The 14,823-nt window shown below is 49.4% G+C and carries 15 protein-coding genes; all 15 read right to left on the bottom strand.

The window, feature by feature from the left end; genetic code table 11:
• Nucleotides 1-996 carry a transketolase family protein gene (locus OQJ98_01170; GenBank protein ID MCW9054576.1) on the bottom strand — a complete coding sequence of 332 codons (996 nt, stop codon included), beginning with the start codon at nucleotides 994-996 and terminating at the stop codon, nucleotides 1-3.
• A 6-nt stretch (nucleotides 997-1,002) separates the two neighbouring features.
• Nucleotides 1,003-1,863 (bottom strand): transketolase, encoded by an 861-nt coding sequence (locus OQJ98_01165; GenBank protein MCW9054575.1) that lies wholly within the window; start codon nucleotides 1,861-1,863, stop codon nucleotides 1,003-1,005.
• 9 nt (nucleotides 1,864-1,872) lie between these two features.
• A complete protein-coding gene (locus OQJ98_01160) occupies nucleotides 1,873-2,556 on the bottom strand; it encodes a hypothetical protein (protein ID MCW9054574.1) in 684 nt (227 codons plus the stop codon).
• Complete coding sequence (locus OQJ98_01155; GenBank protein MCW9054573.1) at nucleotides 2,553-2,996, bottom strand: RpiB/LacA/LacB family sugar-phosphate isomerase; 444 nt, start codon at nucleotides 2,994-2,996, stop codon at nucleotides 2,553-2,555. Before OQJ98_01155 ends, OQJ98_01160 begins: the two co-directional genes overlap by 4 nt.
• Nucleotides 2,997-3,008: 12 nt before the next feature.
• Nucleotides 3,009-4,037: a type I glyceraldehyde-3-phosphate dehydrogenase gene (gap, locus tag OQJ98_01150; protein MCW9054572.1), complete on the bottom strand. Its 1,029-nt coding sequence runs from the start codon at nucleotides 4,035-4,037 to the stop codon at nucleotides 3,009-3,011.
• Nucleotides 4,038-4,088: 51 nt separating this feature from the next.
• The gene (locus OQJ98_01145) at nucleotides 4,089-5,507 is read right to left on the bottom strand and encodes a DUF5011 domain-containing protein (protein MCW9054571.1); all 1,419 of its coding nucleotides are present in this window, start codon (nucleotides 5,505-5,507) and stop codon (nucleotides 4,089-4,091) included.
• Between the two features lie 174 nt (nucleotides 5,508-5,681).
• A complete protein-coding gene (locus OQJ98_01140) occupies nucleotides 5,682-6,557 on the bottom strand; it encodes a sulfotransferase domain-containing protein (GenBank protein MCW9054570.1) in 876 nt (291 codons plus the stop codon).
• A 2-nt stretch (nucleotides 6,558-6,559) separates the two neighbouring features.
• Nucleotides 6,560-7,414: a hypothetical protein gene (locus OQJ98_01135; GenBank protein MCW9054569.1), complete on the bottom strand. Its 855-nt coding sequence runs from the start codon at nucleotides 7,412-7,414 to the stop codon at nucleotides 6,560-6,562.
• 51 nt (nucleotides 7,415-7,465) lie between these two features.
• On the bottom strand, nucleotides 7,466-7,828 hold the full coding sequence (locus OQJ98_01130) for a hypothetical protein (GenBank protein MCW9054568.1): 363 nt from the start codon (nucleotides 7,826-7,828) through the stop codon (nucleotides 7,466-7,468).
• Between the two features lie 67 nt (nucleotides 7,829-7,895).
• A complete protein-coding gene (locus tag OQJ98_01125; GenBank protein ID MCW9054567.1) occupies nucleotides 7,896-8,240 on the bottom strand; it encodes a four helix bundle protein in 345 nt (114 codons plus the stop codon).
• A 73-nt stretch (nucleotides 8,241-8,313) separates the two neighbouring features.
• Nucleotides 8,314-8,574 (bottom strand): hypothetical protein, encoded by a 261-nt coding sequence (locus tag OQJ98_01120; GenBank protein MCW9054566.1) that lies wholly within the window; start codon nucleotides 8,572-8,574, stop codon nucleotides 8,314-8,316.
• Between the two features lie 33 nt (nucleotides 8,575-8,607).
• Entirely contained in the window at nucleotides 8,608-8,880 is a 273-nt protein-coding gene (locus OQJ98_01115; GenBank protein ID MCW9054565.1) for a twin-arginine translocase TatA/TatE family subunit, read from the bottom strand.
• A 67-nt stretch (nucleotides 8,881-8,947) separates the two neighbouring features.
• Nucleotides 8,948-9,745: a twin-arginine translocase subunit TatC gene (locus OQJ98_01110; protein ID MCW9054564.1), complete on the bottom strand. Its 798-nt coding sequence runs from the start codon at nucleotides 9,743-9,745 to the stop codon at nucleotides 8,948-8,950.
• Nucleotides 9,746-9,750: 5 nt separating this feature from the next.
• Nucleotides 9,751-13,383 (bottom strand): hypothetical protein, encoded by a 3,633-nt coding sequence (locus OQJ98_01105; GenBank protein MCW9054563.1) that lies wholly within the window; start codon nucleotides 13,381-13,383, stop codon nucleotides 9,751-9,753.
• A 306-nt stretch (nucleotides 13,384-13,689) separates the two neighbouring features.
• A complete protein-coding gene (locus OQJ98_01100; protein ID MCW9054562.1) occupies nucleotides 13,690-14,739 on the bottom strand; it encodes a helix-turn-helix domain-containing protein in 1,050 nt (349 codons plus the stop codon).
• Nucleotides 14,740-14,823 lie beyond the last annotated feature (84 nt).

Below are 14,823 nucleotides of genomic sequence, written 5' to 3'. Positions count from 1 at the left end.
TTAACTTTTTCTATCAAATACCCTCTTCGCTGCTTCTTTGATCGATTCAACCCCCATACCGTAATACTCAACAAGCTCGTCAGGTTCTCCTGATTGTCCAAATTGGTCATGAACTCCAATGAACTCGATCGGGGTCGGGTGATTCTGTGCAAGAAATTCTGCCACAGCGCTTCCCATACCACACGCAACCTGATGCTCCTCCACGGTCACCAGAGCACCACACTCTTTCGCGATTGCAAGAAGTGCATCTTTATCCAGCGGCTTGATCGTGTGCAGGTTAAGCACTACTGTTTGCACACCTTCAGCATCCAACTCATGTGCGGCAAGAAGTGCTTTGTGAGTAAGTGCACCGGTCGCAACAATAGCAACCTGTGGTTTATCAGAGCGCCAGAGTTCGTAGCTCTTACCAATCTCAAACGGCGTATCTTTGGTGGTAAATATTGGCGTGTTTGAGCGTGCAAAGCGCAGGTAGATTGGCGTGTTTGTTTGTGCTGCGGCAAGTGTTGCCTTACGCGCCTCCTCAACGTCACACGGATATACAACAGTCATGTTTGGTTGTGCGCGCATAAGCGCTATGTCCTCGAGCATCTGGTGTGTTGCGCCGTCCGGCCCTACCGAGACACCTGCGTGCATACCACACACCTTTACCGGAAGCTCACTCAGCGAGATTGTGGTACGGATCTGCTCGTTGTTACGGCCGGGAGAGAATGCGGCGTAACTCGCAATGAACGGTATCTTTCCATAGTTTGCAAGACCCGAGGCAATCGTTGCGAGGTTCTGCTCAGCGACTCCCATCTCAACATAGCGCTCCGGGAACTTTTCCTGAAACCAGTGCGAACGTGTTGATTCAGCAAGGTCAGCACACAGCACCATGACGCGCTCATCTTGCTCACCAGCTTCAACAACTCCTTTGCCGTATCCATCGCGCGTTGAACCCTGCTCAAGCGACTCAAGATCGAAAATATTTTCTACCAGATGTGCGTTTTTATTGATCATATCCCTTTATGCTGCGTTACCTGCGAGTTCATCACCACACTTACGAAGCTCTGCTAAAAATTGTTCTCCCTCTTCAGGGGTCGGCGGCTTGCCATGCCACATGTAATCACCCTCGATTGAAGAGACTCCCTTGCCGGCAATCGTGTTCGCAATAATAACAGTCGGTTTCTCTTGGATTGCTTTTGCCTCTTCAATCACATCCACAAACGCTTCAATATTGTGTCCATCGACCTCTATAACGTGCCAACCGAATGCCTCATATTTTTCACGAAGCGGCTCAAGTGGCATCACATCCTCGGTTGCCCCATTGATCTGAATATTATTACGGTCAATCACACCAGTGAGGTTTGCGAGTTTGTTTTTCCCCGCAAACATGATTGACTCCCACAGATTTCCCGCCTGGTGCTCGCCGTCTGACATAAGGCAATACACGCGGAATTTTCTACCGTCCATACGCGCGCCATACGCGATACCCGCCGCCTCGCCAAGCCCTGAGCCGAGTGGCCCCGAAGTAGTTTCAAGCTCCGGAAGGCGTGTGCGCTCTGGGTGTCCCTGCATAGATGAACCGAACTTGCGTAGTGTCATCACTTCATCAATCGAGAAATACCCCGCGTGCGCCATCGCCGCGTAGCGTACCGGAGTGATGTGTCCATTTGAGAGGACGAGTCGATCACGCTCTTCCCACAGAGGATCGCTCGGTTTGTGGTTAAGAATATGAAAATAAAATGCAGTAAAGATATCCGCCATGCCCAAGGGGCCTGCGGTGTGCCCTGAGCCGGCCGCTACCAACATCTCAATGGTTGTCTGCCGAATCTGATTCGCCCGAATTTCAAGTTCTTGTACTCGTGTGTCTCGAATGCTTGTCATGGTCTCTGATTATTTCTGCTTAAGCTTTTCTATGGTCGCTTGTATGTCGGGGCTCTCAAACACCGATGAGCCGGAAACGAGCCGCTCTGCCCCCGCTTCAATAAGTTTCGGTGCGCTCTCAAGTGAGACACCCCCGTCAACACTTATTATAAGGTGCGGGTACTTACGTCGCAAATCACGGATCTTCTCAATCACACGCTCATCAAAAGGCTCTCCCTGGTATCCGATCCTCGCGATACCCATACACTGGACGAAATCGACATCATACTCATACGGTGCAATAGCGTCATTCGGTGTTTCTACATTAAGCGAGATCCCTATCTCAGTCGGTGAGGTGACGAGCGTACGCTCGTCATACGCTTCTATATGCCGCATAATACTCTGCAACTTCTCTGTGCTCTCAATATGAATAATAATTCGCGCAACCTCAAATCCAAGCCACGTGTCAATGATCTCCTCCGGCTCTTTGACCATAAGATCAACCTCGTATGCTACCTCATCCCAATATGGAAGTTCTTCGGGACGTGTTTCATCGTCAATATACGGCCACGTCTTCTCAGGAACGAAAACACCGTCCATGATATCGATCTGGACGGTTCTCACTAAACCCACTATCTTGCGCACCTTCTCCGTAAGGTCAGCAACGCTCTCTGGCATGATTGCCGGGATGACCTCAATCGCGCGTTCACTCATGACTTGTCTATCTTTGCGATGCGGCGTACATGCCGCTCGTCATCACTAAAAGGTGTCGCAAGAAATACTCGCACAGCCTCTTGTGCTTCTTCATCAGAAAGAAAGCGTGCGCCAAGCGAGAGTATGTTTGCGTCATTGTGTTCGCGCGCAAGCGATACAATGTCGATTGGACCGCCATAGTACACAGCCGTGCGCACACGAGGATAACGGTTTGCGACGATCGCTTCACCTTGCCCTGACCCGCCAAGGATAACCCCTCGACACTCGGGGTTCTCAGAGACCGCTTCTGCCGCTTTTGCGATAAAGTCCGGGTAGTCATCGCTTTCGTCATATGTCTCGGCACCACAGTCAACAACCTCGTGTCCGAGTTCACGCAAAAGCGGCATGAGTCTCCCTTTAAGCTCAAAACCGGCATGATCTGTCGCGATGTATATTTTCATAATCGTACGTCCTTATGATATATGTCTAAGTGAACGCTTAACATGCTCAAGGAGTGCGTGCGTATACCCCGCCTCGTTGTCATACCACGCGAGCACCTTCACGAGGTTGCCGCCAACCACTCGCGTGAAAGAAAGGTCGGCAATTGATGCAAACGGGCTCCCGACAATATCACTTGAGACAATCGGCTCTTTCGTAACGGAAAATACGCGTTTCCACTGGTCATCTCCCGCCGCACGCGCGAGTGCACCGTTAATCTCCTCAGTCGTCACCTCCCGTTTTGCGACAAAAGTGATGTCGACAAGAGAGCCGGTAATAATCGGTACACGCATCGCGATACCGTCAAACTTCCCTTCAAGCGACGGTATGGCTTTTGTGACCGCGATCGCCGCGCCAGTGGTTGAGGGAATAATATTCTCTGCTGCTGCGCGACCTTTGCGGAAATCTTTCTTGTTTGGTCCGTCAACAAGGCTCTGTGAGGCAGTGTACCCGTGAACCGTATTAAGGAGTGCTTTCTCAATGCCCACAACCTCATCAAGAATCTGTATCACCGGGCTCGATGCGTTCGTGGTGCACGATGCGTTTGAGCTTATGTCACACACCCTGAGCTTCTCTTCGTTGACACCAATAAGCACAGTGGCACCAGCAACACCCGCTGGCGGCTCGTCTTTTACCGGAGCTGAGATGACTACACGTTTTGCGCCGGTCTCTAGGTGTACACGCGACTTCTCATAGCTCGTAAACACCCCGGTTGACTCAAGGACCAGGTCGATCTCCATCTTGCCCCACGGGAGGTTGAGTGGATCACGTTCGCTCATGAAAGTAATCTTGCGACCATCCACCACAAGCGCGCCGTCCTTGGTGTCAATATTCAAATCACTGATCCCATACGCGGAATCATATTTAAGAAGGTACGCGAGGTTCTCAAGATCACCAAGATCGTTGATGGCTGCCACCTCAAACGATTCGTCCGCCTCAGCAAGCTTAAAGAACGCCCGTCCGATACGTCCAAACCCGTTGATTGCTACTCGTTTCTTTCTCATTCTATATTAGGGGTATTAAAAAGTTGCAGACGACCACCAAGTGCGCCCATACTATTCACTTGGGGTACTCGTCGCGGTCTCATTGTCTTCTGGGGTTTGCTCGGGTGCAGCCTCAATGATCACCACCCTCACAACCTCCACCGCCCCATTACCTGCAGCATCGGAGACATTATAGCTGAGTGTGTATTCTCCGGGAGTCGCTGTGTCAACAGTACCTTCAATCACAATACTGTCTGTAATGTCGCCATCGATCTCATCTGTTGCTGTCGCGCCCGCTTCAGTGTATGTGTCGCCTTCTGTGAGTGTAATCTCCGAATCTCCGATGAGAGTAATGATTGGCGCGGTGATGTCTTCAGGTTGAGCAGGCTCCTCAACGGGTGTTTCTTCCTCAACAGGTTCTTCACTTTCTGGCTCCGTGTACTCTCCGGTACCAACGATCACCACACGCTCCGCGGTACCGGTGTTACCCGCTTGGTCTGTCGCGCTGTAGGTTATGGTATACGTGCGGTCCGTTGAAGTGTCGATCGCTATAGCACCAACCTCAGCACCATCAACTGCGTAATGAATACCGAGGTTATTGTCAACGTTGTCCTCTACAGTCGCGCCAAGATCCACGTAACTTGCGCCAACTTCAATCTCCGCGGGGTTGTTACCAAGAACAGTGATAACTGGTGCTTCCGTATCTCCTGAGACACCGCCAGAAGTGTCTGTCGGACTTGTTGCGCCTGTCTCATTTGTGGTGTCAGCCCCGGCAGCTGACGCTGTGAGTTTGCCTTCTTTAAGAAGCTCGGCAACTTTTCGTTCGATAATACGCTCGACCTCCTCTTTGCTTGGGATAGCCGCCGCAATCTGGTTTGAAACCGCGTTTGCGGCCGCAATCGCCGCACTTGCTTTCGACTCTTCAACCGATGCAACGTACGGTTTTGGTTCCTCTTTGACTGGGGTATATCCCTCAAAGAATTCTTGTTTTGGCTCAAGGAATTTGCCGACAAGCCCTGAGTACGTCACAGTCGCAACCTTCTTGGTCACCCCGTTTCTCTTCTCAATAGACTGCACATCTTTAAGATATGCCATCCTCGCCTCAACAGTCTGTCCGAGTTCTTCAGCTACGTAGCTACCGAGGTCGCGCTCGCCAAGCACCTCTTTGGAGACCGCAAGTGTCTCTTCAATATATCTGTCCTTCCATGCATAATCATCAATCGCAATCGTACGGTATGCATAGGTGACATAATAAAACTCTTCGTCTTCTTCAACAGCCGTCACCTGGAGTCCTGGGTTAAACGCCGCAAGATCAACTGAGAGAACGTAGCTATTATCAACCGATTGCATGACCACCTCCTTTGAGACAACCTGATCGCGCACCGCATCATTCGTAGCGGCAAATGCAGCACCGGATCCCGCAACAACAATAGATATCGCTATAGGGAGCGCGTTATGATACTTAATGAAGTGTACGAGTCTTTGAAACATATGGTTCCGATTCTAATCATTGTATCAGTATTTCTACCCTCCAAACAGCCCATTTGTACACAAAAACACACAGCTCTCAACAAATTAGGGTATATGTCACGGTGTCCGTAATCATTTTATATTACACCTTTAGCCTTAGGCGGGTGTTCCCCCGAATGCGATACGTAACAGTGTTTATCTAATGAACCGGGTCTTTCCCCCGAATCCCGGGGCTGAATTAACGTGCATGCCAAGAAGCCCTGCGTCCTCGAGCTTCCGCATGTAAGCCTTGTTCACTCGTGCTGCCACTTGCGCAGCCACAACAGCATCCAAGCCGAGAAACTCTGCGGCTTTGACAAATATACCAACCGGGTCTTTGCACATCTCTTCGTAGCGAATCACATGAACCGGACAATCGCTCCGGCTCTCCCATGCGGCAATATGCTCGCCATGAGAGGCACCCACGGTCTTGAGGACGTTGTATCCTGCAAACTCTTGATGGTTGTCGGCGGATTGCATCACTCCCGACCAATCGCGTTTTAGGTATATCGCCTTTGCTGGACACTTGTGCATAAGTGGCAGGTCGTGGGTCCTTATGAACTGTGTATTTCGATGTACGCGAAGATCCCCCAGACTGTTAGGTAATAAATCATCTAAATCTTTGTTTACCAACTTTCCAAAAAGAGTCTCGTATAACATGACCCGAAACCACGTATTACCGGACTTTGGGAAACTCGCAATCCACACAAGCTCCTTCATCGCACTTTCGACACTACATTCTCCAGGAAGCCCACAAGAATTCTTACCTGAGAGAGGTTCAACGGTACCGCTGAGTCCATTCAAAATATTGACATCAGCATCTGTGAGCAGATTCACTCTCTCTTTCTTTCTCAAATCATCCTCAGGGACATTGCGGGCAACCCAATCCAAAAAATACTGGTCCTTTAGTGGTATCCCATTATCATCAAATGGTATGTCATATGAAAGAACGAGCTTGTTATCCCACTCAATTTCGATGGTTTTGTTATCACGATCCAGTCTCATAATTTTGAAGTCGTACTTTTTTGTCATAATTATACTTTTGGTCCTTTTACGTGTGTCGAATCGTCACCAGACAAGAAAGTGACGTAGGTGTTGCCTTCGACGGATTTACCGGCTGCGCCGCCACCTCCACCAGATTTGTTCATAGAATTACAGGACGACGCATTGCTACCAGAACTTCCGCCAGCACCTAGACCGCCACCCCCGCCGCCGTTGCCGCTAACGCAGATGTTAACCGTACAGCCACTACCCGGACCACCTCCGGAAGAGGATGATCCTGTTGATCCGGCAGTGCCACTACATTTTCCGATAGTACAGCCGGAGCCTGACATATTTCCGCCGCTTCCGCCGCCACCGCCAGAATACCCTGCACCACCGCCTCCGCCGCCACCACCGGTTATGCCGCAATCGTGACCTCCGATTAAGTACCCGCCACCGCCTCCGCCACCGCCTCCGCCTCCACCATAAATGTAGCCATTGGCGTTGGTTATTTCGACAGTGCAATTACTGTCTGTCTTGAAGGAGGTTCCGCCTGCCGAACCTGCGGCACCATTGGTCGGATAATTATCTCCACCTCTCCAGCCGCCAGCGCCGCCGTTTCCCCCCTTACCGTACAGATAGCCAAGGTTGATCAGCGATAAGGTGGACCCAGCCGGAAGCCCTGTCGCATCAAATGCTGCGGTCGCCGTGGTATCCGAATAGACAACTACCCCGGTGTCCACGGTGACCGTGGCTTCGACGACATCAGTCCCGTTCCACCCGTCTGCGATAAGCGCATTGTACAGGTTGAACTTGTTAGTCGTGGAAGAAACTGTCAGATTAAAACCGCCGCCACTTCCGTTACTCGCGCTCGCAAGAAGTGTTCTGAATGAAGTTCCGAAGGGCATAAGAGAAATAAGAATCTAAGACAAAAATCCTACAGAGCACAGCACAATAGACTACGCCATAGCCAGACCGGCAGCAAAACCATACCATGTCGTGCCGGCGTCGATTGTGACAAAGGTGATGACGTCGACACCTGAGCTGGTCAAGGTCGGTCCGGTACCGCCTGCCCAGCCAACAGACGCGGGCCAATTGACGGTCTGTGAACCGCCGTTGGTGAGGATGAGCGTGAAGCTGCAGGCGGTGCCTGATGCAGACGGATTCGAGAATGTGAATGTGTTGGTGCTTGTAGAGACTGTGCAGGTCACCACGTTGCCGAGTGTGAGGTCGACATCTCGCGTGCCGCCTCCGGAGCCAAGCGCGTTCACTGTCTCGCCATAGTCCTTGAGGACCGGCTTCTGGAGCGTCTTGTCGTCCATGTCTATTCGGGTTGCTGAGATGCGCATTGTCATAGAGAAACGAGTTGAAAGTTAAAAGTTTGTAAAGTTATAAAGTCTTGATCAATCCCGAAAGCATCTTTGATATCTCCACCGACATTTTATACATTTCGTCAAAGTCTGCTTTTGTAATACATTTTAACTCAAGAGCAACATAGAGCATAGACCTAACCTCTCCACAAGAACCTTTTGCGATAAACAGGAAGTTTGTCAGCTCCTTGTTTGTCTGGCGCTCAAATCCTTCGGCTATATTATTCATCACTGAGACCGCCGCTCTCTCTATCTGATTTTTAAAGCCAAAATCCTTATTGTTACGAAATGTTTTGTAGACAAAAAGAGTCAGTTTTTGAGCTTTCTGCCACGCGAGGATATCTTCAAATTTTTCTATCTTCATCGTCGCACACTTTCTAACTTTATGAACTTTATAACTTTCAACTGGAAAGTTTTCGCGAATAAAGGCTTTGCCTTTATTCGCGGAAGCTTTCCTTGTCAACGATGAAGAGCTCGTTGCCCTTACGATCGTAGAGCTTCATCTCCTTGTTGGTCTCCACGATGCGAAAATCCTTAAAATCTCTCTCGCTAATCGGGATATCTTGCGAGAAGAGATTGATGCTCGGACCAAAGATCTTTCCCAAGAAAAACGAAGCTACACTCGCACCGCCAACGACAAGGAATTGTCGGCGGTTCTTGTTGAATTTCTCAAATGTATTTTCCTCTTTCTCAGACATAGGCATGGATGTTTGCAAGTTACGCGTCAAGGATTATGAGCGACTCTTATCTTGGGTATCACCCACCTCTTCAGTTGATGAATCTTCTTGAGTCAACGCCTGATCATTCTCTGATACTGGCGCACCTCCCATGTTCTCCTGCTCTGCTTTGGTGATCTCGTTCTCAATGTCGCGCTTTCCTTTTTTGAATTCTCCAGTGAAGCGGCCCATTGAGCGCGCAAGATCAACGATCTTATTGCTTCCAAAGAGAAGAATCCCCACGGCAAGCAAGATAATTATTATTTCTGATATTCCGAGTCCAAACATATTATTAGGTGTTAGGTTTTAGTAATTAGGTATTAGGTTTGTAAGGTTAAAAGTTATTTTCATACTTTCAACTTTCCACTTTCCACTTTCCACTCCTCATCGGTTGCGCCACAGCGCTACCGATGAGGTAGAGACCTGTCATAGGGAGTGAGAGAAACACCATCGTCACCCCACTGCCATCTGGTGTAATTATAGCAGAGACCACAAGGAAAACTACCAATGCATAGCGCCATTGCTGACGCCAAAATTGTGGAGAAACGATTCCGAGACGCGTGAGAAGCACTTGCACAACCGGCAGTAGGAAGAGAATACCGGTCGCGAGTACAAATGAGAGTACAAGCCCGACAAACTCATTTACAGTGAAGAACGGAGCCGCATCAATTGCACCGGTGTATACGTAAAGAATGTCAAACGTTGGTGGAATTAAGACGAGGTACGAGAAGAGTCCGCCGAGAGCAAAGAGGAGCGCCGACAGGAACGCAACAGCAAAGATTGTTCGCTTCTCGCGCCCACGAAGCGCGGGTGAGAGGTAGTGCACAAAGCGATACAAGAAGACCGGAAGCGTAAAGACAAACGCCAGGAGAAGCGCGATCTTGATCTGTGCAATGAATGCCGCGAGTGGACCCGTCACCACGAGCAACACCTCATGCGGCACAAGATCCACGACCATCTGATTAAAGAAATCTGCAGCAAACGATGGGTTTGTTGGAAGTGGAAGCATGAAGACGCGCTCAAAGAACACGACCTCTTTGAGACCAAACAGAAAGAAGAAAATCGTGAAAATAAGTAAAAGCAAAAACCACTCCGTGAAATTGCGGAAAAATAATCTTGCTTCATCAAAATATGTTGAAAGAAAGTTGCTCATATATATTAGAACTCATCGAAGATGATGATCGCAGTCGCACTGGTGTCATACACCGCAATCTCGGTCGTGGTGCCAGCGACCTGGTCGAGCTTGTAGCCGTTGCCGAAGTAGAAACCGTTCTCGGCGAGCACATTACCACCGCTTGAGATCGTCACACTCGGGCAGGCCGAACCTTCACACACACGCAGGTTTGCACCGGTCGAACCGCCTGTTTGTGTAAGGTAAATGTTTGTCGCGCTTGTGTTCGGGTTGAGGTCGATCGTGAGGTCTCCAGTGCTTGCTGCAACTTGGAAGTTCGTGTAGATACTGCTCGTCTGCGAGAGACGCAACTGCGGATTGCCCGCGTCAAAGACATCGAGTCTGCGACCGGTGCCACCGGTCGTACCAATACCCACGACGCCGTCCTGGTTTACACCCGAGACATAGAGTGCAGGGGTTGATGAGCCCTGGTTGGAGACGACAAAGGACGGATCGGTTGTATCCATCTCAATGGAGAGCTTGCCCCACGGGGTTGTGGTACCGATGCCGACATTTCCCTTAAGTGCTGTGGTAACAATAGAGTCGTTTCCGAGAGTTACCGTATTGGATCCTATACCGGTGGCGTTGTAGCCGATAACAATCTCGTTTGAATCACCGTCTGCAAACCCTTTTGTGTTCGCACCAATGTACACTGAGTACTCAGAAGACTCATTCGCGACACTACCAGTGACGTACCTGCCGGCGTGAGGCCCCAAAGCGACATTCCAACCCCCGGTAGTGTTGTTGTAGAGGGCACCGAGACCTAAAGCAACACTTCCATCTCCGATGGTGTTATCATGGAGTGCCTCGTATCCCACTGCGACGTTATCGAACCCCTCGGTATTGCGGTAGAGCGCGCTCATCCCTACAGCAATGTTGGTGTATCCTGTGGTATTTGAGTAAAGAGCATCGAATCCTAGGGCGGAGTTGTTATACCCCTCGGTATTAGCTTGAAGCGCGTCGAGTCCTATGGCGGTATTCTGAAACCCGGTCGTATTATACCGAAGCGCGTCCTTCCCTACAGCAGTGTTGCTGTCTCCCGTGGTATTTGAGTAGAGCGCTTTGTATCCAAGTGCTGAGTTATAACTTCCGGTTGTATTTGAAAGCAGGGTATCATATCCAACCGCTGTATTATAATATCCTTCACTTCCTGATGTATGGGAAAGGCTTCCTCCACCACTACCAAAGAATAGCGACCCTGTGTAGCCGCCTGCGTTAGCGTTGTACAACATCTGCAATCCGTTTTGTGCTATCTTTCCGTACACATCAAGCGACTGACTTGGTGATGCCGTCCCAATTCCCACTCTATTCGTCGAATAGTCATACACCAGTCCGGTGGTCTCTATTGCAAGACCGCCGGCGAATGTCGACGTGGCAGTGGTAGAGGTCGCATAGATGAATGGTGTCTCAAGGTAATTGATTGCAGAAAGACCCTGTACTTCTATGTCACCTCCAAAGGTTGTGGTACCCGTACCACTGAAGTCGACGATCCCTGAAGTAGTGAGGTCGGTGGTGATCACCCCGTTAATATACGCGTCACCTTCAACCGCAAAAGTTGCAGATGGTGATGTAGTACCGATACCAAAGTTGCCGTTTGCATCAACTAACACCGCAGTTGAGGTTGCTGATGCGGTTGAGGTGGAGATTGTAAAGAGTGGGTCGGTACCATTCGACACCCCCGCAACCGAGAGACGTGCCCATGGAGACGTGGTGCCCACGCCGAAGTTACCATCAACTGTTGAGACAGACGTCTGTCCAGTTACAGTGAGTGTACCGTTGATTGTGGTTACATCAGAGACAGAGTCACCCAACGTAGTGTTGCCTTCAACTGTGAACGTTGCCGCAGTAGTGGTCGAGAGCGTCACGCCACCAACTGAGGTAAGTGAGTTAGTAAACACACCTCCCTCGGCGTCAACAATGAATTTAACCGACCCACCTACAGAGGCGGTGATCAGGTTTCCATCGGCAACGGATGAAGCTGGATTAATCACGAGAGAAGCGTCAGCATAATTGGAGCCACTGGCGCCAGGTGACCAAACTGAAAATGTATGTGGAAGCGTTGGTGCGCGTGTTGCGAGAAGTGCGCCATTGAAAGTTGAGGTCGCGCTCGTTGAGGTGGCGGTGAAGTTAGCGGCAACCACCTCTCCTACCACAGAGAGTTTTGCGTATGGTGAGGTGGTACCAATACCTACATTGCCGGAACTACTCACAAAGACAATCCCGTCGGTACCGACAGTAAGCCCGCCAGTGATTACCTCACCACCCACTGTGAGCGACCCGACATCGACCGCTCCGCTGAATGAACCAGTCGTTCCGGAGAATGTTGAATTGCCATTGATCGTCGAATCAGTGATCGTTGAGCTTGTGATCGTTACTGACTTGAGTTTGTTAATGATATTCGTCTTTGCGATTGTATTGAAGTTACTAGCGATACTTGATGCATTGCTAGCAGTGAGATCGTATATCTTTGAAGATAGTTTATTGTTAAGTTCCTCGAGTTTGGCAAGCACATACTCTTCGGTGATACCGCTACGCACGATCGTCTCCCTCGTCTCCACGACCCGCTCAATCACTGGATGTTCAATAACTGCCTGTGGCTCCTCTACAAAGGAAGGAGTAGTGACCACTCCTTCTGATTGGATGTCGAGCCAGTCGATGATGCCAAAACGAATACTGCTTGAAAGACTCCCAAAGAAATCAGGAACATTCACCGCGGCGAGTGTTGTGTGAGAATTCTGGAAAATCTGCTTCGCCCCATCTACACCACGAGCAATCGAGACCAAAAAATATTCGCGTGCGTTGCCCAGTCCGCCTGAAGTGCTAGCCGCAACATCTTGTACCTTTTGCGTGCTGTACGCGACAATGTCTGCGACTGATGCCTCGCGTGCAACAACAGGGAGTTTAGCGATTGCATCACTTACCGAAACAACACCTTCGCCAGCTAGGACAACTAATGAAAGGTATCCTTTCATACCACGCTCGATTACATCAAGAATGCGCCCCCCGAAGTTGGAAGCCGCAAGAGAGATATTTTTAAGAGAGAACTGTTCTTTTATTTCATCTGTGTAAGCACCGCTTGCGACACTCGAGATAAGGGATCGTGTTTGTACTGAAGAAAGTTCTACACCCTCACGAACACCCTCGACCATGCCGAGTGTGTTGTTGCGCACCTCTGTCGCGTACGACACAATCGCCGCAGGTGTCGCACGAACAAATTCAGAATCTTTTGCCAAGTACGAACCAAACACAAGAAAGACCGCAAAGCTGAGTGCGACAGACTTCTCGATCAACTCTCGGGAGATGGCGGGCACTGGGAGTGCGACACGCGGAATACTGAGACTCGTGAGCTTCTCAATCTCATCTTCTTCAACACTCTTTTGGTATGTCTTCTTTCGTCCTTCTGAGAGCGCTTGTGACTGCTCGACCTTCTTCTGCTCCTGCCCAAGAATGAATTCAAGAAACGGCTCCGCCTCGACATGCCACACCCGACCCATCATCTGCCCAGGCACCTTTCCCTCGCGACAGAGCCGGGAGACGTAGTCGTTGGTATAGCCGGCATAACTCGCCGCATCTCGAGAAGAGAAATATTTTTTGTTATTTAAGAAAATACCTTCTGGCATATGGTCGCTAACACGAATTATCTATATATTACAACACTTTCTAAAAGACATTGTCCTTTAGTGTGGGGATAAACGCCCTTTAAGATGTCTTTTTAAAAAACATTCAAACTCCTTGGAAGAATATCTCTGTGACGATTGTTATTGATAATGAAAATACACCGCAATGAAGAGACAGGTCGGCTGTCCGGACATATAATATGATACGAAGATCTCCAGAAAAGATCTTCTTTCGATATATAAATGAGTTAAAGAAGCAAAAACACCATCTCGTATTGCCGAGATGGTGTATGATGACGACTTATTGGTTTATTTTGCCTTGTATTCTAGCTCTGATCCAAACGTCTTCAAGAGGAAATCTATACCTTTCTCAAGGAAAGACGATCTGACGCCCACTCTGCCCACACCCGCTTGCAATACATCTGCTTGAATAGCAACCTCTACTTGATCCCCCTCAACAACGCCGCGTGTGCTGTATGCCGTCTTATATGGGGCATATGAGAAAGAGAGAGAAGAAAATACAATCATGGCAGCAACTGTGCCCACACGGAGTATTGTGCTTAGTCTAGAAGGAGTCGCTACTGGATTGCTCTCTGTCTTCTTGATCTTAGTCTCTTGCGCCGGAATCACTCCGTGTACCCGACTCGGAGTTGGTTCAAGAGAGTCTTCTGTGTGATATGTATCACGATCTACCGTCTGCAAGACCCCGGAATCACGCTCTTCAGCAAGTATCTCGTGGAGAAGTGGCCGCGATACACGCTGCGGTGTCGGAATAAGCGGCTTTTCGTCATTTGTATAGGTATACGCGGATTGAATCAAAATATCAGCACCTTTATTAGTAACAGGTGTGTGTTCTAGAGTAGGTTCCCTGAAAGGAGCTTCTTCTTCGTTGTTAACTTCTCTAGTTGGCGTCTGCAGTATCTCCTGCTCCCCTTCAATACGTGTCATTGGTACATACCAACTTCTGCCGACTTGTCGTGCTTCAATCTTTCCGGCGCGACAAAGTTGCCCGATGTAGTCTTGGGTGTAGCCCATGAGCTCGGCTGCTCGTTTTGACGAGATATATTTATCACCTTCAAGAATGATTGTCTCGCTTTCATCTTTTACGTTGCCACTATTAGTCTTTCCGCCTGCTACCCGATCAGCAGTATTAGTCTCGCCAATATCTGTATTGTTGCTCTGATCAGTATCGTTGCCAGAGAATTCATCTTCGGAGATGTACCACACACCACTGACGCGCTTTGCGTCAATCTTTCCAGCACGCGCAAGCTGCCCGATGTAGTCTTGGGTGTAGCCCATGAGCTCGGCTGCTCGTTTTGACGAGATGTGGTTTTTCCCTCCGATAGTAAGACTGTCCATATACTTTAATTATACGCTCCTTTTGCAATAAAAAAATCCACGCATGTGGATTGGAAAACAGGTATGTCGTTTAGACAGACTAGC

The organism is Candidatus Paceibacterota bacterium (genome assembly GCA_026195275.1).
Classification (GTDB): domain Bacteria; phylum Patescibacteriota; class Minisyncoccia; order Phycocordibacterales; family JABMNX01; genus JABMNX01.
Note: the sequence above shows the minus strand (reverse complement) of the source record. Positions and strands in the feature narration are given on the sequence as shown.

What these genes read in the sequence shown, in the direction of transcription:
- OQJ98_01170 (MCW9054576.1), bottom strand. Translation starts at nt 996, where the DNA reads ATGATCAATAAAAACGCACATCTGGTAGAAAATATTTTCGATCTTGAG.
- OQJ98_01165 (MCW9054575.1), bottom strand. Translation starts at nt 1,863, where the DNA reads ATGACAAGCATTCGAGACACACGAGTACAAGAACTTGAAATTCGGGCG.
- OQJ98_01160 (MCW9054574.1), bottom strand. Translation starts at nt 2,556, where the DNA reads ATGAGTGAACGCGCGATTGAGGTCATCCCGGCAATCATGCCAGAGAGC.
- OQJ98_01155 (MCW9054573.1), bottom strand. Translation starts at nt 2,996, where the DNA reads ATGAAAATATACATCGCGACAGATCATGCCGGTTTTGAGCTTAAAGGG.
- gap (MCW9054572.1), bottom strand. Translation starts at nt 4,037, where the DNA reads ATGAGAAAGAAACGAGTAGCAATCAACGGGTTTGGACGTATCGGACGG.
- OQJ98_01145 (MCW9054571.1), bottom strand. Translation starts at nt 5,507, where the DNA reads ATGTTTCAAAGACTCGTACACTTCATTAAGTATCATAACGCGCTCCCT.
- OQJ98_01140 (MCW9054570.1), bottom strand. Translation starts at nt 6,557, where the DNA reads ATGACAAAAAAGTACGACTTCAAAATTATGAGACTGGATCGTGATAAC.
- OQJ98_01135 (MCW9054569.1), bottom strand. Translation starts at nt 7,414, where the DNA reads ATGCCCTTCGGAACTTCATTCAGAACACTTCTTGCGAGCGCGAGTAAC.
- OQJ98_01130 (MCW9054568.1), bottom strand. Translation starts at nt 7,828, where the DNA reads ATGGACGACAAGACGCTCCAGAAGCCGGTCCTCAAGGACTATGGCGAG.
- OQJ98_01125 (MCW9054567.1), bottom strand. Translation starts at nt 8,240, where the DNA reads ATGAAGATAGAAAAATTTGAAGATATCCTCGCGTGGCAGAAAGCTCAA.
- OQJ98_01120 (MCW9054566.1), bottom strand. Translation starts at nt 8,574, where the DNA reads ATGTCTGAGAAAGAGGAAAATACATTTGAGAAATTCAACAAGAACCGC.
- OQJ98_01115 (MCW9054565.1), bottom strand. Translation starts at nt 8,880, where the DNA reads ATGTTTGGACTCGGAATATCAGAAATAATAATTATCTTGCTTGCCGTG.
- OQJ98_01110 (MCW9054564.1), bottom strand. Translation starts at nt 9,745, where the DNA reads ATGAGCAACTTTCTTTCAACATATTTTGATGAAGCAAGATTATTTTTC.
- OQJ98_01105 (MCW9054563.1), bottom strand. Translation starts at nt 13,383, where the DNA reads ATGCCAGAAGGTATTTTCTTAAATAACAAAAAATATTTCTCTTCTCGA.
- OQJ98_01100 (MCW9054562.1), bottom strand. Translation starts at nt 14,739, where the DNA reads ATGGACAGTCTTACTATCGGAGGGAAAAACCACATCTCGTCAAAACGA.